Source organism: Corallococcus exiguus, assembly GCF_009909105.1.
GTDB classification, from domain to species: domain Bacteria; phylum Myxococcota; class Myxococcia; order Myxococcales; family Myxococcaceae; genus Corallococcus; species Corallococcus exiguus.
The window spans coordinates 793,362-813,279 of the sequence record NZ_JAAAPK010000001.1 but is presented as its reverse complement, the minus strand read 5'-3'; the positions used below and the strand labels follow the sequence as shown (position 1 = coordinate 813,279).

17 protein-coding genes are annotated in these 19,918 nt (G+C 70.5%); 6 read left to right on the top strand and 11 right to left on the bottom strand.

The features are described 5' to 3' along the window. Window positions 1-9: 9 nt before the first annotated feature. The 10 genes from GTZ93_RS03400 to GTZ93_RS03355 are packed head-to-tail and all read right to left on the bottom strand — an operon-like array spanning window position 10 to window position 9,455. A complete protein-coding gene (locus tag GTZ93_RS03400; RefSeq protein WP_139916471.1) occupies window positions 10-870 on the bottom strand; it encodes a MerR family transcriptional regulator in 861 nt (286 codons plus the stop codon). Further along, window positions 867-1,544: a lysophospholipid acyltransferase family protein gene (locus GTZ93_RS03395; protein ID WP_139916469.1), complete on the bottom strand. Its 678-nt coding sequence runs from the start codon at window positions 1,542-1,544 to the stop codon at window positions 867-869. The genes GTZ93_RS03400 and GTZ93_RS03395 overlap by 4 nt, the downstream gene beginning before the upstream one ends. Further along, a complete protein-coding gene (locus GTZ93_RS03390) occupies window positions 1,541-1,888 on the bottom strand; it encodes a lycopene cyclase domain-containing protein (RefSeq protein ID WP_120596448.1) in 348 nt (115 codons plus the stop codon). The genes GTZ93_RS03395 and GTZ93_RS03390 overlap by 4 nt, the downstream gene beginning before the upstream one ends. Next, window positions 1,885-2,268 carry a lycopene cyclase domain-containing protein gene (locus tag GTZ93_RS03385; RefSeq protein ID WP_139916467.1) on the bottom strand — a complete coding sequence of 128 codons (384 nt, stop codon included), beginning with the start codon at window positions 2,266-2,268 and terminating at the stop codon, window positions 1,885-1,887. The genes GTZ93_RS03390 and GTZ93_RS03385 overlap by 4 nt, the downstream gene beginning before the upstream one ends. Beyond that, the gene (locus GTZ93_RS03380; protein WP_139916464.1) at window positions 2,265-3,383 is read right to left on the bottom strand and encodes a glycosyltransferase family 2 protein; all 1,119 of its coding nucleotides are present in this window, start codon (window positions 3,381-3,383) and stop codon (window positions 2,265-2,267) included. The genes GTZ93_RS03385 and GTZ93_RS03380 overlap by 4 nt, the downstream gene beginning before the upstream one ends. After that, window positions 3,380-4,339: a carotenoid 1,2-hydratase gene (locus GTZ93_RS03375; RefSeq protein ID WP_139916463.1), complete on the bottom strand. Its 960-nt coding sequence runs from the start codon at window positions 4,337-4,339 to the stop codon at window positions 3,380-3,382. The genes GTZ93_RS03380 and GTZ93_RS03375 overlap by 4 nt, the downstream gene beginning before the upstream one ends. After that, window positions 4,336-5,787, bottom strand: coding sequence for a phytoene desaturase family protein (locus GTZ93_RS03370; RefSeq protein WP_139916462.1), 1,452 nt, complete (start codon window positions 5,785-5,787; stop codon window positions 4,336-4,338). Before GTZ93_RS03370 ends, GTZ93_RS03375 begins: the two co-directional genes overlap by 4 nt. Next, window positions 5,784-6,818: a phytoene/squalene synthase family protein gene (locus tag GTZ93_RS03365; RefSeq protein WP_139916460.1), complete on the bottom strand. Its 1,035-nt coding sequence runs from the start codon at window positions 6,816-6,818 to the stop codon at window positions 5,784-5,786. The genes GTZ93_RS03370 and GTZ93_RS03365 overlap by 4 nt, the downstream gene beginning before the upstream one ends. Continuing rightward, window positions 6,815-8,356 carry a phytoene desaturase family protein gene (locus tag GTZ93_RS03360; RefSeq protein ID WP_161662642.1) on the bottom strand — a complete coding sequence of 514 codons (1,542 nt, stop codon included), beginning with the start codon at window positions 8,354-8,356 and terminating at the stop codon, window positions 6,815-6,817. Before GTZ93_RS03360 ends, GTZ93_RS03365 begins: the two co-directional genes overlap by 4 nt. 10 nt (window positions 8,357-8,366) lie before the next feature. Continuing rightward, window positions 8,367-9,455: a polyprenyl synthetase family protein gene (locus GTZ93_RS03355; protein WP_139923573.1), complete on the bottom strand. Its 1,089-nt coding sequence runs from the start codon at window positions 9,453-9,455 to the stop codon at window positions 8,367-8,369. A gap of 122 nt (window positions 9,456-9,577) precedes the next feature. On the opposite strand from GTZ93_RS03355, the gene GTZ93_RS03350 reads away from it, so the two are divergent. From GTZ93_RS03350 to GTZ93_RS03325, 6 genes are all read left to right on the top strand, one after another. Next, window positions 9,578-10,141 carry a hypothetical protein gene (locus GTZ93_RS03350; protein ID WP_139923575.1) on the top strand — a complete coding sequence of 188 codons (564 nt, stop codon included), beginning with the start codon at window positions 9,578-9,580 and terminating at the stop codon, window positions 10,139-10,141. After that, the gene (locus GTZ93_RS03345; protein ID WP_139923577.1) at window positions 10,138-11,046 is read left to right on the top strand and encodes a TIGR01777 family oxidoreductase; all 909 of its coding nucleotides are present in this window, start codon (window positions 10,138-10,140) and stop codon (window positions 11,044-11,046) included. The genes GTZ93_RS03350 and GTZ93_RS03345 overlap by 4 nt, the downstream gene beginning before the upstream one ends. 98 nt (window positions 11,047-11,144) lie before the next feature. Next, complete coding sequence (locus GTZ93_RS03340; protein ID WP_139923579.1) at window positions 11,145-12,197, top strand: alpha/beta hydrolase-fold protein; 1,053 nt, start codon at window positions 11,145-11,147, stop codon at window positions 12,195-12,197. Between the two features lie 257 nt (window positions 12,198-12,454). Beyond that, window positions 12,455-13,054 carry a hypothetical protein gene (locus tag GTZ93_RS03335; RefSeq protein ID WP_139923580.1) on the top strand — a complete coding sequence of 200 codons (600 nt, stop codon included), beginning with the start codon at window positions 12,455-12,457 and terminating at the stop codon, window positions 13,052-13,054. Window positions 13,055-13,170: 116 nt separating this feature from the next. Further along, the gene (locus GTZ93_RS03330) at window positions 13,171-14,427 is read left to right on the top strand and encodes a metallophosphoesterase (RefSeq protein WP_161662641.1); all 1,257 of its coding nucleotides are present in this window, start codon (window positions 13,171-13,173) and stop codon (window positions 14,425-14,427) included. 19 nt (window positions 14,428-14,446) lie between these two features. Further along, a complete protein-coding gene (locus GTZ93_RS03325) occupies window positions 14,447-15,091 on the top strand; it encodes a TetR/AcrR family transcriptional regulator (protein ID WP_120579821.1) in 645 nt (214 codons plus the stop codon). A gap of 137 nt (window positions 15,092-15,228) precedes the next feature. Here GTZ93_RS03325 and GTZ93_RS03320 read toward each other — a convergent pair whose 3' ends face one another. Further along, the gene (locus GTZ93_RS03320; protein ID WP_139921580.1) at window positions 15,229-19,821 is read right to left on the bottom strand and encodes a lamin tail domain-containing protein; all 4,593 of its coding nucleotides are present in this window, start codon (window positions 19,819-19,821) and stop codon (window positions 15,229-15,231) included. Window positions 19,822-19,918 lie beyond the last annotated feature (97 nt).

Genomic DNA, 19,918 nt, shown 5'->3' with positions numbered 1-19,918 from the left:
GTGCGTGCTTCACGGTCGGTTTTGCGCGTTTCGCGCCTGCTGCCAGACGGCGATGAGCTCCTCCGTGGACTCCGCGTACTGCGCGCCCAGGGTGAACAGCGTCTTCAGGTGCTCCCGCGCCCCAGGCCCGCCTACCACCACCGGCACCGGCGCGCACGCATGCATCGCTTCGGACAACACCGAGACGAAGTCGGCCGAGTCCCGGCGGCGGATGAACGACAGCGCCACCAGGTCCGGGCGCACCTGCAAACAGGCCCCCTCCAACGCCTCCGCGGGCGTGTCCGCCCCCAGCAGCGTCACCCGCCAGCCCCGCGCCTTCAGGTGCACGCCCAGCGCGAGCAGCCCGCCCTCGTGGTGGTCCCTCGCAGGACACGCCAGGACTCCCCGGGGCCCTTCGCCCACACGCGCCATCCCCGCCAGCAGCATGCGCAGCCGATGCCGCACCAGCGCGGACGCCATGTGCTCGCGCGCCACGTCCAGGCGCGAGGCCATCTCGCGCAGCAGCGGAATGAGGACGGTGTCGCAATACGTGGTCGCGGACAGTCCCACCTGGGCCGCGGACAGCGCCGCGTCCGCGGCCTCCGAGTCCAGCACCATCACCGCCGCCCAGAAGCGCTCCACATGCCGCGCCAACGGAGGGACGGACGTCCGGGGCTCGTCGCGCACCTGGGCGATGGCCTCGCTCACCGAGAGGCCCTCTTCCATCAGCTTCGCCACCCGGCGGACGGCCTCCACCTCGTCGCGTGAATAGACGCGGTAGTTGTTCTCGCTGCGCTCCGGGCGCGGGAAGCCATGGCGGCGCTCCCAGGCGCGCAGGGTGGCCTCGCGGATGCCGGTGAGCCGGGCGATGGTGCGGATGCGCAGGCTCATGGGCTCAAGCCTCGCGCGCGGTCCCAGCGCTCCGCCACGCCTCGCGCCCCCGCCATCTTCCGCGTGAAGCCCTCCAGGCTCTTGGCCTCGGATACCCGCCGCACCACCGTCTCCAGCCCGCTCTGGAAGCGCTCCAGGGGACCGGCCTCGTGGACCTCGCCCACCTCCAGCAAGACGTCCGGACGCTCGTGCTCGAAGAAGGCGTAGCGGATGGCGATGGGCACGCACTCCGCCTTCGCCGCGCGGGCCAGCAACTCCACGCCGCGCTCCAGCTTCAGCGGGTGGACACCGAAGGGCCGGTGCTCGCCTTCCGGAAAGACACACACCGCGGCGCGCGGCTTGCGCAGCAACTCCTTCGCGTACCGCAGCGAGGACAGGGACGACATCGCGTCCTGCTTGCGGATGCTGAAGGCGCCCATCTTCGTGTGGAAGGGATAGCGGCGGAGGTTCTCCTCGTCCATGAGGCAGTACCCGTCCCAGCCCGCCGCCTGGCAGAGCTGGTGCAGCACGAAGCCATCCCACCAGTTGGAGTGGTTCAGGTAGACGAGCCGGCCCACGCCGTCAGTGGGCAGCTCGCCGCGCACCCACAGGCCCCTGAACGTCGAGCGGACCTTCCACCCGATGTACCGGTCCACCGCCCACCCGAAGGGCCCACCCTTGGCCGCGCGAATCAAGACGCCCGAGCCTCCCGGAGCCGCAGGAGCGCCGTGAACAGCGCGAGCCCCAGCGACACCAGCACGCTCGTGATGAGGAAGAAGAGGATCTCCTCCAGCGGTACGGCGCCGATGAACACGCCCACGTGGCGTCCCTCTCCGAAGTTCCAGATACCAGTGGAGATGGCCAGGTGATCCGCGATGGACAGGTACACGCCAACGACCAGGGCCGGGGGCAGCACCGCGCGCAGCACCTCGCCCGAGCGGGACTTGTAGTGGTTCACGAGCACCGCCAGCTGGATGGCAATCACAGGCAGCGTCCACGCCAGCAGGTGGATGAGGTACGCCCAGCGCGTCTCCATCATGGCGACACCTCGGAAGGCTCCAGGGTCCGCTCCGCGCGGACGGACTTCTGCTCGCGGGACACGGGCTGTGGCTTCTTCGCCAGCACGCGCTCCAGCCGGTCGCGCGCCCACAAGCCCACGAGCAGCGTCTGGAGACCGAAGAAGAGGTACTCCTCCAAAGGCAGGTAGCCCAGCTTCACGCCCCAGATGCGCTCCGGGTCGAAGCCCCACAGGCCCCACTTCACGGCCATGTTGTCCCACGGCGACGTGGCCGCGTAGACGACGATGAACAGCAAGCCCATGGGCGCGAGCCCGCGCCACGACAGCGTGCGGCGGTAGCGCACGAGCAGGAACAGGATGGGCAGGACGACGAAGATGCCCAGGAAGCGCGCGTAGGTCATCCCGGGCCTCCACTCCACTGCGACGCCACCCGCACCATGCGTCCCCCAGCTTCCAGCGCGTAGGTATGGCCGCGCCAGGTCACCCTTCCCTGCCGCGTCAGCGAGGCCGCGAAGGCCACGAGCAGCAGCAACTCACCCTGCATCCAGTCCGTCAGCGCGTGGCCCCGGTCCACTTCCGAAGGCACACGGCTCAGCGCGGCGAGGCGCAGCGACAGCAACGTGCGCACGGCGACGAGCGCCGCCACTGCGAGCCATACGGTGACCTCATGAAGCCACGCGGCGAGCAGCAGCAGCGGCACGGTGGGCGTGAAGAGCAGCGGCACGGTGGGATACAGACCGGGCCTGTGGCTCGCGAGCACCTGCATCCAGCGCGTGAAACGCTCCAGCGGCACGCGCCACGACGTCCCGTTGGCGACAGGCACCCACGCAGGTGAGGGGCTCAGGGCCACGTCCAGGCCACGCGCGTGCAGTCGCTTCGCCAGCTCCAGGTCCTCGCCAATGTGGTCCGACAGTCCGACCAGTTCTTCCGCCGCGCGCGGTGACAGCCCGAGCGCCTTGCCGCACACAGCCTGCGCGCCCGCGCTCATCGCGTGCAGCGCGCGGAAGCTGTGATGCGTGTAGCGAAGCAGCCCCGCCATCGCGCGGCCCGCCGCGTCCATCGCGCCCACGGGCGTGGGAGCAGCGGTGCTCAAGGCGGCGCCGGCCACGAGCGGAGAGGCCAGGCCCTCCACCAGCGCGCCCGTCACCGCCACGTCCGCGTCCACCGCGAGCACCACGCGCCCTCGAACATCGAGCGTCTCCAGGGCGTAGAGCAGATGGCCCACCTTGCGGTTGGGGCACACGGGGTCGCTCGGAAGCCAGCGCACGCCCTCGGCCAGGCGCGGCCGGTACGGAGACAGCACCACCTGCTCCAGTGGACCCGCGTAGTCGATGGTGTGCGCCAGGTTCTCCAGCTCCAGCGGCGTGGGCGCATCCACGGGGCGCAGGAGCAGCACGGAAGGCAGTGGCCCTCCGACCGTCACGGGTGCACGGCGATACAGCCGCGCCAGCGCCACCGCGCTGAAGCCACCGGCCATCACCGTCCACCCGAGCGTGAAGAAGCCGAGCGCGTTCATGCCGCCTTCCCCACGCGCGTGCGGAAGTGCGCCATCCAGCGGATGAACGGGGAATGGAAGCGGCGGAAGTCCGCCACCTCTCCCATCGTGTCCAGCGTGTCCCGCCGCGACTCCAGGCGCGCGTAGAAGGGCGACGACTCCAGCAGGTGCGGTACGCCCACCACCTCGTTGCCCGTGTGCAGCTTCGAGGGGACGCGCAGCCCCCAGCCCGTCAGGTTCGTGGGACGCGCCTCGGGGTTCGGGCCACGCTCGCACACCACGCCATTCGCGCCCGCAATCATGCGCACCGGCGCCACGCCGTCCGGCAGGTGGTAGTCCACCACCGTGTGGTTCGCGTGGTGCGTGCGCGCCCAGTGCCAGCCGGACAGCCGCGCGCCCAGCAACTCCTGGCCGTGGTTCGTGTCGTGGTAGCCCATCCCCTCCGCCGTCACGCCCAGCGTGGACACCTCCAGCCGGGCCTCGGAGCGGGGCGCCAATGCCTGCCAGTAATGCGGCAGGCCCGGCATGAGCTGCACCTCCGTGCCCCGCCCCGTCAGCGGCCGCAACGTCAGGCTGGCGCGCACCGGGCGGCCCCACGGCGCCGTCCCGTCATCCACGTCCATGCGCACCGTGCCATCCACCGCGTGCGTCAACGTGGAGCGGCCGATGCGCAGCCGTCCCGGCCCCTGCATCTCCACGCGCGGGTACTCGCTCAGCACCCACAACTTGCGCACACCCTGGTGGTAGAGCGCGAAGTTCACCGCGCTGTACGCCAGCGGATGGCCTCCACGCCGGGCCGCGACGGAGTAACGCGGCGAGAACAACGACCCCAGCATGAAGATGCACACCGCGCTGTACGGCCCTGCGCTCACGTCCGCGTAGAACCAGCGGTACGCCCCCGCCATGTCCGGCAGCGCGGGCAGCGCGCACGACTCCGCCGCGTCGGAGAGGAGGTTCTGCGCGAGGCCGGGCTTCATGCGACCTCCCGCAGGTGCGCGGACGCCATCTGGGCCGCGAACCGGCCCGACAGCATCACCAGCGGAACCCCGCCGCCCGGATGCGTGCCGCCGCCCGCGAAGAACAGCCCCGGCGTGCCGCCCCGGATGCGCGGCCTGCGGAACGGACCGAAGCGGCCGTGCGGCAGGAAGCCGTAGATGGAACCACCCGGAGCCCCGCGCGCCGCCAGGTCCACCGGCGAGCGCTGCCCCACCACGCGCACGCGCCCCTTCAACGCCGGGTAGTGCCGCACGAGCTTCTCGAACATCTGCTCGCGCACTCGCTCCGCGCTGGACTCCCAATCACGCCGGGCCTGTTCCGCCCTGCCCTCCTCCAGAGGCATGGCCGGCGCGTTCACCATCACGAACAGCCCCGTGCGGCCCGGCGGCGCCATGCTTGAATCCGTGGCGGACGGGTTGCAGACATACACCGTGGGGTCCTCGGCGAGCTGACCCGCGAAGAGTTCATCGAACTCCTTCCGGTAATCTCCGCCGAACATCACCGCGTGGTGCGGCACCGCCGTGCGCCCCTCCACCTCCAGGAGCAGCACGAAGCCGGACAGCGACAGCGGCTCCGACTCCCGGCGCAGCGACGCCAGAGGATCCGCGTTCACCACCACGCTGTCGAACACCTCCGCGACCGGCTCCACGCGGTAGCCTTCGGTGATGCGCTCGAAGCGCGCGCGCGTGTCCAGGTGCACCGTCACACCCAACCGCCGCACCGCCTGCCCCAGCGCATCCACCAGCGCGCCGATGCCGCCTCGCACGTGGTGCACGCCATACGCATGTTCGATGTGCGGGATGAGCGCGAACGCCGCGCTGGACGCATACGGCGACCCGCCCGCGTAGGTGGCGAAGCGCCCCACGTACTGCCGCAGGTGGTGCGTCTGGAAGTGCTTCGCCGCCAGCGCGTGCAGCGTGTCCATCTTCATCCCGGCCAACATCGCGCCGATGCCCCGGCGGGCCACGCGTGCCATGAAGCCGGCCATGCCCTCGAAGGGGGCTTCCAGGTAGGGCTCGCCCGCCGCACGCCAGATGGCCGCGGCCTCCGCGTAGAAGGAGTGCACGCCCTTGCGCTCCACGGGCCGCAGCTCCGCGGCGCTGTCCGCCATGCGCTCCAGGTCCTTGTACGCCGTGAAGCCGCACCCGTCCGTGAAGTGGTAGGTGCACTGCGGCTCCAGCTCCGTGAACGGCGGCAGCAGGTCCAGCGCGCCCAACTGCTCGAACGTGCCGCGCACCAGCGCCGGCAACGTGAGCAGCGTGGGGCCCGTGTCCAGCGTGAGCCCCTCCACCATCACCGCCTGCGCCTTGCCGCCCAGCGTCGGGCCGCTTTCGAACAGCGTCACCGCGTGGCCCTCCTTCGCCAGGAGGCCCGCGGCCGTCAGCCCACCAATGCCGCCGCCAATCACCGCCACGCGCGAGGCTTTCATCGCGAGCCTCCCGTGCCCGTGGGCAACAGCGGCACCGGCGCGGACGGCAGGGCCAGGGGCGCTTCCGGCAGCGCGGCTCGGGGCCGAAGGAACACGGTCGCCGTCAGCTCCAGCTTGCGCCCCGTCGTCGTGTGGGCCCGGCCGCTGAACACGTCGTAATCCCGCGCCTCGATGTCACGCAGGATGTCGCCGTAGATGGAGCCCATCAGCCGCACCATGCGCTGGCTGCCAAAGCCGGTGAGATAGTGCACGCCCGCCGCCGCCCGCGCGTAGTACGCCCGCGCGCGCTGGATTTGGAAGCGCATGAAGTCACGCCACTTCGCGTCCACCCGTCCCGCGCGCAGGTCGTCCTCGGTGATGCCGAAGGCCCGCAGCTCCTCGGAGGGCAGGTACACCCGGCCGCGCTCCAGGTCCTCGCGCACGTCGCGCAGGATGTTGGTGAGCTGCATCGCGCGGCCCAGGTCCGCCGCCGGCTCCACCGCGCGAGCGTCCACACAGCCCAGCACCGGCGTCAGCATCAACCCGACCACACCTGCAACCCTGTAGCAGTACAGGTCCAATTCCTCCCACGTGTCGTAGCGCACCTTCGTCAGGTCCATCTCCATGCCGGAGATGAGGTCCTGGAAGGGCTGCTCGGGAATCCGGTAGTGGTGGATGGTGTGGCGCAGCGCCGCGAACTCGCTCGGGTCCCACGGCGACGGCGCGTCCGCGGAGGGCTGGCGCGCGGACGGCGGTCCCAGTTCCTTCGAGGCCAATTCCGGCAGCGGCAGGTACACCTCCGCCACGCGCTCGCGAGCCCGGGCCAGGCGCGTCGCCAGGTCCATGGGCGCTTCGCCCGGCAGCGCGCTCTCGCCCGCATCCACCAGGTCGTCCAGCCGCCGGCAGAAGGCATACAGCGCGAAGGCCGCCTTCTTCCGCTGTCCGAAGAGGAGGTACGACGCGAAGAAGAAGCTCTTCGCGTGGTGGCGCGTGACGACCCGTGCGCGCCGGTAGCCCTGCGCGATGAGCGCCGAGGAAGCGGTGACGCTCATGCCGCCACCTCCACCGCCGGAGCGCCCGCGCGAGGCGACAGCGCCACGCCCTGCTTCTGGGCCCACTCCGTCAGCCGTTCGGTGACGAGCCGCGCGGAGATGAGCACCGTGGGCAGGCCCGTGCCCGGCTGCGTGGAGGCGCCCACGAAGAAGAGGTTCTTCACGCGGGGGTCCACGTTGGCCGGACGGAAGGGACCAATCTGGAAGAAGTTCTGCGCCAGCCCGAACGCGCTCCCGCGCGCCAGGTTGTACGTGCCCGCCCAGTCATCCGGGGTGAAGACGCGCTCCACTTCGATGTCCGCCTCCAGGTCCGGGTACCCCAGCTCCGCCATGCGCTGGAACACCTTCGCGCGCACCTTCGGGCCCTCCACCTTCCAGTCCATCCCCGGGTGCTGATGCGGCACCGGCACCAGCACGTAGAGCGAGTCCTTCCCCTCCGGCGCCAGTGACGAATCCGTGCGCGTGGGCACGTTGACGTAGAAGCTGGGGTCCTCCGGCACGCGGAAGCGCTGGAAGATGTCTTCGAACGAGCCCGCGTAGTCCCGGCCGAACATCACGTTGTGATGCAGCAGGCCCGGCACCTTCTTCTTCATGCCCAGGTAGAGCATGTAGCCGCTGGAGGTGAAGCGCAGCTTCTCCCCCCGCTTGAACGGCGCGTCCTTCGGATCCAGCAGCTTCTCGTACGCATACGGCAGGTCCGCGTTGCACAGGACGGCATCCGCGGACACCACCTCGCCGCCCGCGAGCCGCACGCCCGTGGTGCGCCCGCCTTCGGTGAGGATGCGCTCCACCGCCTGGCCATAGTGCAGCGTCACGCCCTCCTCACGCGCCAGGCGCTCCAGCGCGAGCGGAATGGCATACAGGCCGCCCTTCGGGAACCAGATGCCCACGCCCAGCTCCGTGAAGGGCAACAGGCCATACACCGCGGGCGACTCGAAGGGAGACACACCCAGATACATGGTCTGGAACGTCATCGCCGCGCGCAGCCGGTCGTCCTGGAAGTAGCGGCTGACGTCCGCGTACATGCGGCGGTGCGCGCGTGCCTTGAAAATCTTCGCCAGCACCCGGGGGGAGAAGTAGTCGCTCACGCCGTTGAAGTTGCGGCCCACGAAGTGGTCCAGGCTGATGCGGTACTGCTCACGGCCCTGCGCCATGAAGGCCAGGTAACGCTGGAAGCTGCCCGGCTCCACGCGCTCCAGCTCGCGGCCCATGGTGCACAGCTCGGAAGTGAAGGTGACGTCCGAGCCGTCGCGGAAGTGCACCCGGTAGTTCGGGTCGCACCGCACCAGCGTGAGGTAGTCCTCGATGCGGCGGCCCAGCGCGCGGAAGGTCTCCTCGAACACCTCCGGCATCAGCACGATGGTGGGGCCCACGTCCCACGTAAAGCCATCCACCTGGAGCTGGTTGCACCGGCCTCCCGGGCCGTGCGTCTTCTCGAAGACCTGGACGTCGAAGCCCTGCCTCGCGAGCCTCGCCGCCGCGGCCAGTCCGCCCACCCCCGCGCCCACCACCACCACCCGCTTGCCCTGTGCGCTCATGACGGTGTCCTCAGGAAGCGCGACGCGACAGCCGGGTGATGAGGGCATCCAGCAGATCCCTCAGACCATGGGGGTTGGGCAGCGCCTGCAGGCTCCGCCGCGCCGAACGCGACGCCCGCTCCACCGCGCGCTCACACGCCGCACGGCCGCCGAAGTGCTCCACCAGCTCCCGCGCACGGGCGAGCGCCGCGTCGTCCTTGCACTCCACCGGCAGCGCCCACAGCTGCTCCAATTCCTCGCGGCCCTCGGGCGTGGCGCGCACGTACGCGGCCACCACCGGGAAGGTGCGCTTGGCCTGCATGAAGTCGCCGTCGGACGCCTTGCCCGCCACGGCCGCGTCGCCGAACAGACCGATGAGGTCGTCGCGCAGCTGGTACGCGAGCCCCACCGAGCGCCCCACCCGCTCCAGGCCCTCCAACAGCCCCGCGTCCGCGCCGCCCAGCATCGCGCCACACACCAGCGGGGCGCAGAAGCCGTAGCGCGCCGTCTTGAGGTGCGCCACGCGCAGCGTCTGGAAGAGCGACATCTCCGCCAGCGGCACGCGCGCCAGGTCCAGGTCCAGGTACTGCCCCGCCGCCGTGTGCCGGCACACGCCCAGGTAGTAGCGCGCCACGCTGGATGCTCCCGGCAGCCCCGACTCCAGCATCGCCTCCAGCGAGCGCGCGAAGAGGTGGTCCCCCATCACCACCGCCAGGTCCTCGCCCGGCCGGCCCGGAGCCAGCATCCGGTGCAGCACCGGCCCGCCCCGTCGCAGCTCCGCTTGATCCGCCACGTCGTCGTGGATGAGCAGGAACGTGTGCAAGAGCTCCAGCCCCGCGGCGAAGCGCCACAGCCCCGGCGGCACCGCGGTGCTCCCGCGCGCCAGCCCGTGCCCAGCCAGCACCAGCGCCGGCCTCAGCCGCTTCGCCGGCCGCAGCGCATAGGCCCTCGCCTGCGCCGCCGCGTGTGTCCAACGTGCGTCCAGGGCCTGCTCGTCCGGCAGCTCGAACAGCTGCGCGAGCGCGCCCTCCACCTGCGCCTGCACGAGCTCCAACCAGGCTTGTTCAGGGTGTGCTGCTCCGGCGGAGGTCTGCTGCACGTTGGGAAGCAGGGTGGCCATACAGCGGATCTCCGGAATCGGGAGCACGGCAGCAGCCTTCTCACCTAGAGGTAGCGTTTGCGTCCAGAGATTGTCAAGACTATGTCTAAGGTTTGCAAAAACCTTGTACACGGAGACTCCCGATGAAGGCGTGGATCGCAGGCGCGTTGACGGTGACCCTGGCGGCGGGAAGCGCGGGTGGCGCCGCTCCGAATCCGGAGCCCGTGGACGCGACGTTAAGCACCAGCAGCGGAGAGCGGGTTCAGCTGGCCCGTTGGCGTGGGAAACCCGTCATCCTCTTCTACGAGGACAAAGACTCCACGACACTCAACGCCGCGCTGAAGACGGAGCTGTTCACCCGGGGACGCGAGCACGGCCTTCTGCAGAGTGCGTTCGTGGTCGCGGTGGCCAATCTGGAGAAATACGACTTCTTTCCCGCGCGGGAGATCGCCCTGTCGTACGTGCGTGACGAGGAGAAGAAGGCCGGCGTGCCCATCCTGGTGGACCTGAAGGGCACCCTGGGCCAGGAGCCCTTGAAGCTGCCCACCAAGACGTCCACCGTGATGCTGCTGGACGCGGAGGGCGCGCCGGTCTACCGCCACTCCGGGCGCATGAAGCCGGAGGAGCAGGCCCGCTTCTTCACCGCCCTGAGTGAGCTGGTGGGCCAGGACCTGACCGCTGACCGAGAAAAGGAGGCCCCCCCTTGAGGGTGACCTGCACGGGCGCCACCGGCTTCCTCGGTCCAGGCCTTGTCCAAGGTTTGTTGGAGGCCGGCCACACGGTGCACGTGCTCAGCCGGAACGTGGAACACGCGCTCGGCCGGCTGCCCGCCGGAGTCACGGGCTCCTATTTCGATGGGAGCACGCCGCTGTCGCCGGACGCGCTCGCGGGCGCGGAAGGCGTGGTGCACCTGGCCGGGGAGCCGGTGGACCAACGTTGGACGCATGAAGCGAAGCACCGCATCCACCTCAGCCGCGTGGAGGGCACGCGCGTGCTGGTGGAGGCGATGAAGCAGGCAGGCAGCGTGCGGCACTTCGTCTGCGCGTCGGCGGTAGGCTTCTACGGCGGCGCCCGGGCGGGACAGACGCTGACGGAGGAGGACCCGCCCGGCGACGACTTCCTCGCCCACGTGTGCCAGGACTGGGAAGCGCAAGCCCTGCGCGCGGAGGAAGCGGGCATCCGCACCGTGCGGCTGCGCATCGGCGTGGTGCTGCACCCGGCGGGCGGCGTGCTGCACCGGATGCTGCCGGTGTTCCGCATGGGCGCGGGCGCGAAGGTGGGCAACGGCCAGCAGTACGTCAGCTGGGTGCACAGAGAAGACCTCTTCCAGCTGATGCGCTTCGCGCTGGAGCACACCGCGATGTCCGGCCCGGTGAACGCCACGTCACCGGAGCCCGTCACCAACGCAACCTTCGCGCACATGCTGGGCGCGGTGCTGGAGCGGCCCGCGGCGCTGTCGGTGCCGGGGGTGGTCCTCAAGGCGCGCTTCGGGGAGATGGCGCGCGTGGCGCTGGAGGGCCAGCGGGTGATGCCCCGGCGCGCGCTGGAGGCGGGCTTCCAGTTCCGCTACCCCGACCTGACCGGAGCGCTGCGCGACCTGCTGTCGCCCTGAGCGGCCGCAAGCGTGATGTCCGCGGGTGGACGCGGATCCACGTCAGCCACGCTCCCCATCCCAGGCTCCAGGCGCAGTGCATACAGTGCGCGCCACGCATGGACGACACCCGGACGCTGGAAGCCCGCGCACGCAAAGAGGGCACGCCGCTCATCGACGGAGACACCGCCACCTTCGTGTGGAAGGGCCCCCGGCAGGTCTTCCTCCAGGGAGACTTCCAGGACTGGCGCGGCACGCCCCTGCCGCTGGAGCGCGTGGGCAAGGGGCTGTGGGCGCGCTCGCTGGCGCTGCCCGAGGACGCCTACGTCGAATACGCGCTCCAGGATGCGAAGGGCCGCCGCGTGCGCGACGCCTTCAACCCGCGCCGCTCCGACAACGGCTTCGGCGACTTCAACCACTGCTTCTGGATGCCGAAGGGCGCAGCGACCCCGCTGGGCAAGCGCATCCGGAACGTGCCCAGGGGCCGCGTGACACGCCACCAGCTGGCGACGCACGAGTGCGCCGTGGGAAAGAAGCGCGCGGTGGCCCTCTACGCGCCGCCCGTGAAAGGCCCCGTGCCGCTCGTGGTGGTGCTGGACGGCGACGACTACCTCCAGCGCGTCCAGCTGCCCGTGGTGGTGGACAACCTGATCGCCGCGGGCCGCATGCGCCCGGTGGCCATGGCCTTCGTGGCCAACGGCGGCCCGGCCCGCACCCTCGAGTACGCGTGCAGCGAGGCCACCGTCGCCTTCCTGCACCAGCACGTGCTCCCCCTGGCCCGCGAGCACCTGTCGCTGGTGGATGAGCAGCGCACGCCGGGCGCGCACGCGGTGCTGGGCTCGTCGCTGGGCGGCCTCATGGCGCTCTTCGTGGCCCAACGCCTGCCGCACGTCTTCGGCCGCGTCCTGTCCCAGTCCGGCGCCTTCTCCATCGAAGGCACCGACATGGTCGTCTTCGACCTGGCCCGGCGCACCGCCCAGCCGCCCCTCCATGTCTGGATGGACTGCGGCCGCTTCGAGGGCCTCCAGGACGGCAACCAGCGCCTCCTGCCCCTCCTCCAGGCGGCCGGGCACCGCGCCACGTACCGGACCTACAGCGGGGGCCATAATTACCCCGCGTGGCAGACCAGCCTCCCGGCCGGCCTTGAAGAAATCTTCTCGACCCCTGGGTGACGCATCGCGGCGAAGCGCCGGATTTCCGTCCGGGATGAAAGCCCCCTGGAATCAAGGGGTTGGCCGGGAAGGAAGGCGGCCAAGGCCGGATGATCCAGGATTGAGAGGGGGCTCTGACGCGGCATGCGGGCGGCCGGACAGGGCCTGTGGACTGGGGGGCTACGCAACCCTGGGGAAGGACGGCCCGATAACAGATGTAGGTGCGCAACCCGGAGCGAGTACCGCGACGGGCCTTCCCCCGCGCCTGGAGTCCCCTCATGTCTCGCGTCGATGGTGGCAATCGCCCGTCCATTCCCCCGAAGCGCTCGGAGTTCGAGCGGTCCGAGCGGAGCGACGTCACGCGCGACAGCAAGCCGGGAGCCCAGGGCCGGACGCCCGCCAACCCCAACGTGCGCTCCTTCCAGGGCCGCAGCGACTTCGAGCCCGCGCGCCCCACCGCCGGGCGCCCCACGCCTCCGCAGACCCAGGCCGTGAAGGCCCCGCCCTCTCCGGCGGACGCGGAGTCCATCGCCCAGGCGGACATGGAGCTGGGGCTCCTGGAGGAGTTCCCGGACGCGGACGCGCAGAGCGGCATCGCCTCCGCCATGCTGCACGCGCACGCGGACGCGCCCGTGTCGCAGAACCGCATCGTGGAGCGGCTGAAGCAGGACGGCCGCCTGGAGTCGCTCTTCGGCGAGGTCTTCCGCGAGGACAACCCGTACGTGGAGCAGCCGCACAAGAACGCCATCGTGAAGGCGCTCGACACGGCGCTCTCCCGCGGCACGGTGACCGGCGACGACCTGCGCGCCTTCTCCCGTGGCACCTACGCCCAGGAGTGGCAGCAGATCGGCGCCGCGCTGGGCACCAGCAGCAAGTAGCCAGCAGCCGGGCTCCCAGGCTCCAGGCTCCAGGCTCGGAGTTCCCTCGCCGCTTCACGCTTCTTCACGCGCATGCCGGTTGCGCCGTGGCGCGTGAACGTGAAGATGGGCCTCCCATGGTGGAAAGCCCGTTGCGCATCATCCTGTTCGTCCTCCTCGTCAGCGTCGCGTCGGTCTACGTCCACGTCTACCTGTACCGGCGCCTCTTCCGCGACACGTCCACGAACCGCGCCTGGCGTACCGCCGGCAAGGTGCTGCTGACGGCGCTGTGCGTGCCGCTGCTGCTGTCCTGGGTGGTGACGCGCATCATCCCCTCCGCGTTCATCGTCGCCGTGTTCGCGTGGACGTGGATGGGCGTCGCCGTCTACCTGCTGCTCTCCCTGGCGCTGCTGGGCGCGGTGCGCTGGCTCGTGGCGCGCACGCGTGGCCACCGGGGCGTCGCCGCGCCGCTCGCCACGCCCGCGCCGGACCCCGCCACGCCGCCGTCCCTGTCGGACCTGGCCGTCACCGTGCCGCCCCCGCCTCCCGCCGTGCCCCCCGTGGACGAAGCGCGCCGGTTGTTCCTCTCGCGGGCCACCGCGGGCGGCGCGGTGCTCGCGGCGGGCGGCCTCACCGGCTACGGCATGTGGAGCGCCTTCCATCCGCCGGTGGTCAACGAGGTCGCGGTGCGGCTGCCCGGCCTGCCCAAGGCGCTGGATGGCTTCACCATCGTCCACATGAGCGACATCCACGTGGGCCCCGTCATCCAGCGGCGATTCATGGACGAGCTGGTGCGGCGGGCCAACGCGCTCAAGCCGGACCTGGTCGCCATCACCGGCGACCTGGTGGACGGCACGGTGGCGGACCTGCGCCACTCCGTCGCCGCGCTCCAGAACCTCCAGGCGCGCGCGGGCACGCACTTCATCACCGGCAACCACGAGTACTACTGGAACGCCAGCACCTGGGCGGACGCGCTCACCGGCCTGGGCGTCACCGTGTTGCGAAATCGTCACGTGACGATTGGAGACGCGGGCGGCGCGTTGGACCTGGTGGGCGTGGACGACTGGTCCATGCGTAACGGCCCCAAGGGTTACAACCTGGACGCCGCCCTCCAGGGCCGGAATCCGGACCACGCCGCCGTGCTGCTCGCGCACCAACCATCCAATTGGGATGTGGCCGCGAAGGCAGGCATGGGCTTGCAACTGTCCGGACATACCCACGGCGGCCAGTTCTTCCCGTTCACCGTCGCCGTCTCCGCCATCTGGAAGCACGACGCCGGCCTCTTCCAGGAAGGCGACAACCACCTCTATGTCAGCCGGGGCACCGGTTTCTGGGGCCCACCCCTTCGCGTCGCCGCGCCGTCTGAAATCGTTAAGGTGACGCTCCTGGCGTGAGGTGTAGATTTACCCGGAAATGAGCAAGGAACCAGCGAAGCGCGAAATCAAACAGGAGCGGGCCGCGCGAACGCGGGTCGAAATCCTGGAGGCCGCCATCAATTTGTTCGCTCGGCGGGGCTACCTGTCGACGACGATGTCGGACCTGGCGAAAGCCATCCGGATGACGCCGGGCGCGCTTTACTGGCATTTCCCTACAAAGGAAGACCTGCTCCTGGCGGCCATCGATGAATTGCATCAGCGCTACCTGATGGAGTTCGCGCCGCTGCTCGCCGAGCGCCGCATCCTGTCCGGCCGGGAGCAGCTGGTGTTCGTGGTGTCCCGCACGTCGCAGTTCCTGCGCTACCACCGCGAATACGGCATCTTCTTCGGGATGCTGTCCGCCGAGTCCGCGGAGTCCAACGACCGCGTGGCGGAGGCACTGCGTGACAAGATTTCCCTCTACGTGGCGGTGCTGGCGGGGATGATCCGCTTCGGCCAGAAGCGCAATGAGTTCCGCCAGGAGGTGGACCCGCTGCACATGGCCCACACGATGATGGGCGGCTACCTGGGCATCCTGCTGCACCACAACCTGTTCCGCGCCGCCGTGAACTACGACCCGCTGATGGCGTCGTTGGATCAGATCCTCTCCGGCGGCCTCCACGTGCGCGGCCCCATGGGCTGATGCGCTGACCCCACCGGGCCGGGCGGCCCGGAAGAACAGACGCCCGGTCCCCCATGTGAGGGGACCGGGCGTTTTTCATTTCAGGGAGGCTTCAGCCCCCGCTCCCCCGGTGAGGGGAGCGGGGCGGGATGCCGGGACTACGGCATCTCGGTGGGGCTCGACGCGTTCTGCGGCTGACGCGCCGTGCGCTGCACGAAGTCCGCCGCGTTGTTGTCCGTGTCCTGGCCGTTGCCAGCGAGTTCGTCCTCGCCGCCCGCGCCCATGGTCGCGGCGGTGGACGACGCCCGGGCCTTGCGCTCCACGCTGCCGCCGTTGGCGATGGTCCCGGGGACGGAGCTCTTGCCTTCCGCCTGGTCCGCGGTCCCGTAGCCGACCTTGTCCACCGCCGTCTCCGAAGCGCCCGTGCCGAGCGTCGAGGGCCCGATGCGGATGTGCCCGCCCGCGGCCGCCATGGAGAAGGACGAGCCCCAGCTCGCGTTACCCGTCACGGAGCCGACGTACTTGGCGTTCGTCACAAGGAAGAAGCCATGCGCCGCGATCTTCGAGCCAGCGGGAATCTCGAAGTTGCCCGAATAGGCCGTGCCGGTGGTTGCCTTCATGTACTGCAGCCTCCAGCCGCCGATATCCACTTCCGCATTGGTCGGGTTGTAGAGCTCGACGAACTCGTCGTCCGAGCCACCCGGGCCCCCGGGGGCCAGCTCACTGATGACCACGTGGCCCTGGGGCGCGGCCACCGTCACGGCCGCCTCCTTCGTCACGCCCTGGTAGGACGCGGTGAGCTGGCCTTCGCCCGTGGCCTCGGTGGCGGTGAAGACGACCGTGGCGGTCGTCTGACCTTCCGGCACCGTCACCGTCGTGGCCGCCAGCGAGCCCAGCTCCGCGGGCCTGAACGCCACATCCACGGCCGCGCCGCCCGTGGGGGCCTTGCGGTCCAGCGTGACGGTGAACGTCTGCGTCGTGCCCACCGTCACCGTCACCGTGGCCGGCGTGACGCTGGCGAGCTTCGCGGGCGGAGGCAGCACGGTCAGCTGCGCCGAGCGCGTGATGCCGTTGAGCGAGGCGGACACCGCGCCCGTCCCATCACCCTCCGCGGCGGCGGTGAACGTCACCGTCGCCGTCGTCTCGCCCGCGGCGAACGTCACCGACGTGGCGGACAGCGCGCCGAAGGGCGTGGCCGGCGAGGTCAGCGCCAGCAGCACCTGCACGGGCTCCGTCGGAGCGGACTCCAGCGTCACCGTGAACACCTGGGTCGCGCCCGCGTTCACCGTGGCGGTGGACGGGGTGAGCGAAGAGAGCCGCGGCATGTCCGTGATGACGTTCACCGTGGCGCTCAGCGTGCCCAGCGTCACCGTGCCGGAGCCGGTGCTGGCGTCGTCCACGGTCACGTCGAAGGTGGCCGTCAGCGCGTCCGTCGTCACCGCCTGGGCCGTGACGGTGCCGAAGCCCACGGGGGCCACGGTCACGTCCAGCGTGGTGCCCGCCGGCACCGGCCGGTCGAACGTCACGGTGAAGCGCGCCGTGCCGCCCGGCGCCACGCCCGCCGTCGCCGGGGTGAGGCCCGTGGCGCTGGCCGCCTCGGACTCACCCAGCACGCGCAGCGCGGCCGTCTGGGAGGACGTGCCCAGCGTCGCGGTGAGGGTCACCGAGGCCGCCGCCGCCTTCGCCTCGAGCGCCACCGTGGCGCTCGTCTGGCCCGCGGGGATGACCACCTGCCCGCCCGCCGCGGACAGGGCCGCCGCGTCGCTGGAGGAAACGGTCACGGTGACGTCCACCGGGTAGGCGTTCGCCATCGTCACGGTGAGGGGCTGCGGAATGGCCCGGGTGCCGCCCACGCGCGCGAAGCCGCCGGACGTGAAGCCCGTCAGCGCCGGCAGGGGCGGCAGCGGGATGACCATGTCGGCCGCGCTCCGGGGCAGCACCTTGTGGTCGCCGAAGGTGAAGTTCAGCACGCCGCGCAGCGTGGTGTACTCCGTGCCCAGCACCTGCACGGGGTAGGTGAAGGACTGGTCGTCCACCATCAGGCCCGAGGACGCCGGGTCGCCGGACTTGTTCTCGTTCACGATGAACTCGCGGTTGGTGTTCTCCAGGCGGGTGGTGAAGACGTTGCGGACCTCCACCAGCGTGCCCTCCAGCTCCTTCGCCTTCGGGCCGTTGGTGCGGATGTCCTCCGTGCGCACCACCATCGGGGCCGGCAGCGGGTTGGCCGCGCTGTGCTTCGTCACCTTGCCGTCAGTCACCTCCAGCAGGCCGAAGTACTCCTTCAGCGTGCCCTCCACGCGGATGTTGTCACCCACCGCGACGTCGGCCTTGGGGCTGTAGATGAAGAGGCCGGAGTTCTCCGCGCCCTTGCCCGCCGGGTAGTTCGCCACCTGCACCCAGTAGCCGTTGGTCGCCTTCACATCCACCGCGGTCACCACCACGTCGTCCACCGCTATCTTCCCGTTCACCAGCGACTGGTTGCCGAAGCGGGGCGTCAGCTTCACGTCGTAGACGCTGGTGGCGCACACGCCGCCGGCGAGGATGGTCCCCGTGCACGAGTCGCACGCATCACCCAGGCCGTCGCCGTCCGTGTCCTTCTGGTCCGGGTTGGCCACGAGCGGGCAGTTGTCACCAGGGGCGGCGACGCCGTCGTAGTCGAAGTCGGACGGGTCGGTGACCGAGCACGCGGCCGCGTCATTCGGGCAGCCGTCGCACAGGTCGCCCTTGCCGTCGCCGTCCGTGTCCTTCTGGTCCGCGTTGGCCACGAAGGGGCAGTTGTCCTTCCAGGTGGCGACGCCGTCGTGGTCGTCGTCCTCGCCGCGGAAGGCCTGGCACGCGGTGGTGCCGGCCTCCAGGGGGCACGGGTCGCACGCGTCACCCACGCCGTCGCCATCCGTGTCCAGCTGCCGCCCGTTGTCCATGGGGCGCACGGGATTGAAGATGGTGGGGCAGTTGTCGCTCGCGTCCTCGACGCCGTCCGCGTCCGCGTCCGCCGCGCTCGCCGCGCCGGTGTAGACGGTGGAGCCGTTGACGGCGGCCACCGGGAAGGAGGTGTTCACCGCGCTGCGAGAAGGCTCGCAGGTGGGCTCGTTCTGCGGGGTGCCGCACGCGAACAGCGGGTAGAGGCCCTGGGTGTCCGGGGAGCCCTGGAACTCCGTCAGCGTCTTGCCAATCTCCGACTTCACGCACGCCGCCTTCTGGGTGCCGCACACGTCCAGCGCGTCGCAGGCGTCCGTGCCCTTGAGGCCGTCCACCAGCGCCTGGTCGCCGAAGAGCGGCTTGCCGCCGCGCACCGTCAGCACCACGTCCTGCGGCTGCGCGGTGATGACCGCGCGGAACGGCGAGGCCGCGTTCGCGCCCACGCGGAAGATGGCCAGGTCCGCCATCTTGCCCGGGGCGATGCGGCCCACGCGCGTGTAGACCTCCACCGCGTCCGCGGCGTTGGCCGTCACCATGCGCCACAGGTCCTCGTCCGTGAAGGTCTTGGCGTAGCGCGTGGTGTTGAGGTGGTCCGCGCACGCCAGCTCGCGCAGGATGTTCATGGAGCCGGAGCGGATCCAATCCGTGCCCAGGGAGATGGACACGCCCATCCGCTTGAAGGCCGTCACCATCGCCGTGTCGCCGTACAGCGAGATGTTGGAGCGCGGCGACCAGATGAGGCCCGTGCCGTGCGCCGCCATCTCCGAAATCTCCCGGGCGGTCAGGCCCACGCCGTGGATGATGGCCGAGCGCGGGAACAGGACGTTGCCGCCGCCCGTGGACAAGCAGCGGAACTCGTTCTGCGCCGTGGCCGCGATGCCCTCCGCGATGTGCGGCAGGTACGCGGACGTGCGCCCGGTGATGGTCGCCGAGGACGGGAACGAGGAGTAGGAGCAGCCGTCCGTCAGGGTGCTGCCGGAGCTGTCACCCAGCGGGAAGGTGTCCGAGTCCGCGTACGACATCCCCAGGCCCTCCTGCTGAGCGGTGGTGGACACGTCCAGGTTGCGCAGGAACCCCGCCTGCCCGCCCGCGCCCGCGATGGCGGTGGTGCCCGCCATCACCTGGCGCAGCTCCGACCAGCGGATCGCGTCCGCCTTCGGGTTGGCCTTGTTGTCCAGCGAGGTGTGATTGTTCTTGCCCGTGCGCCAGTCGTGGCGGTGCTCGTAGCGCTCCACGCTGGTGCTGGCCAGGGGCGAGCCCGGGTAGGTGATGTGGTCATGCGGGTTGATGAGCCCCGGGGAGATGACGCCCGTGGGGCACGTCACCACCGTGGCCTCCGCGGCGCCGGCCGCCTTCGAGCAGTCGCACTCGGAGCAGGTGATGACGCCCTGGGCGTCCACCAGCACCTGGCCGCCCACCAGCGTCTGGCCATCCTTGAGCACGATGCCCGTGAAGAGCTGGCCCGCCGTGCCCGCCTTCGTCACCTCACAGGTGGCGCCGTTCGCCAGCGGCGCGGGAGGCGTGGCCCAACACTGAACCGTCTGGGTGGTCGTGACGGTACAGTCCGCCTCACACCCGTCTCCACCCGTGGTGTTGCCGTCGTCGCACGCCTCCGTGGGTGCCTTGACGCCGTCACCACACTTCGTACCCGGGAGGGTGCAGTTCGCTTCGCACCCGTCTCCCCCCTGGGTGTTGCCGTCATCGCACTGCTCGGCGCCTTCCCTCTTTCCGTCACCACAGACCGCATTGACCTCTGGATCTGAACTGCAGGCACTGCCCAACAGAAGGACCGCGCCCAGAGCGGCCAGCAATAAACGGGGGGAGCTGCGCATGAAGCCTCCTGCCCGAAGGCAGTGCCGTGAAGAAAGAACGGGTGCGACGAGGAAAGCCCCCGTGCCTCGCATGCCGCCTGGGACGGGGGTGCAACAT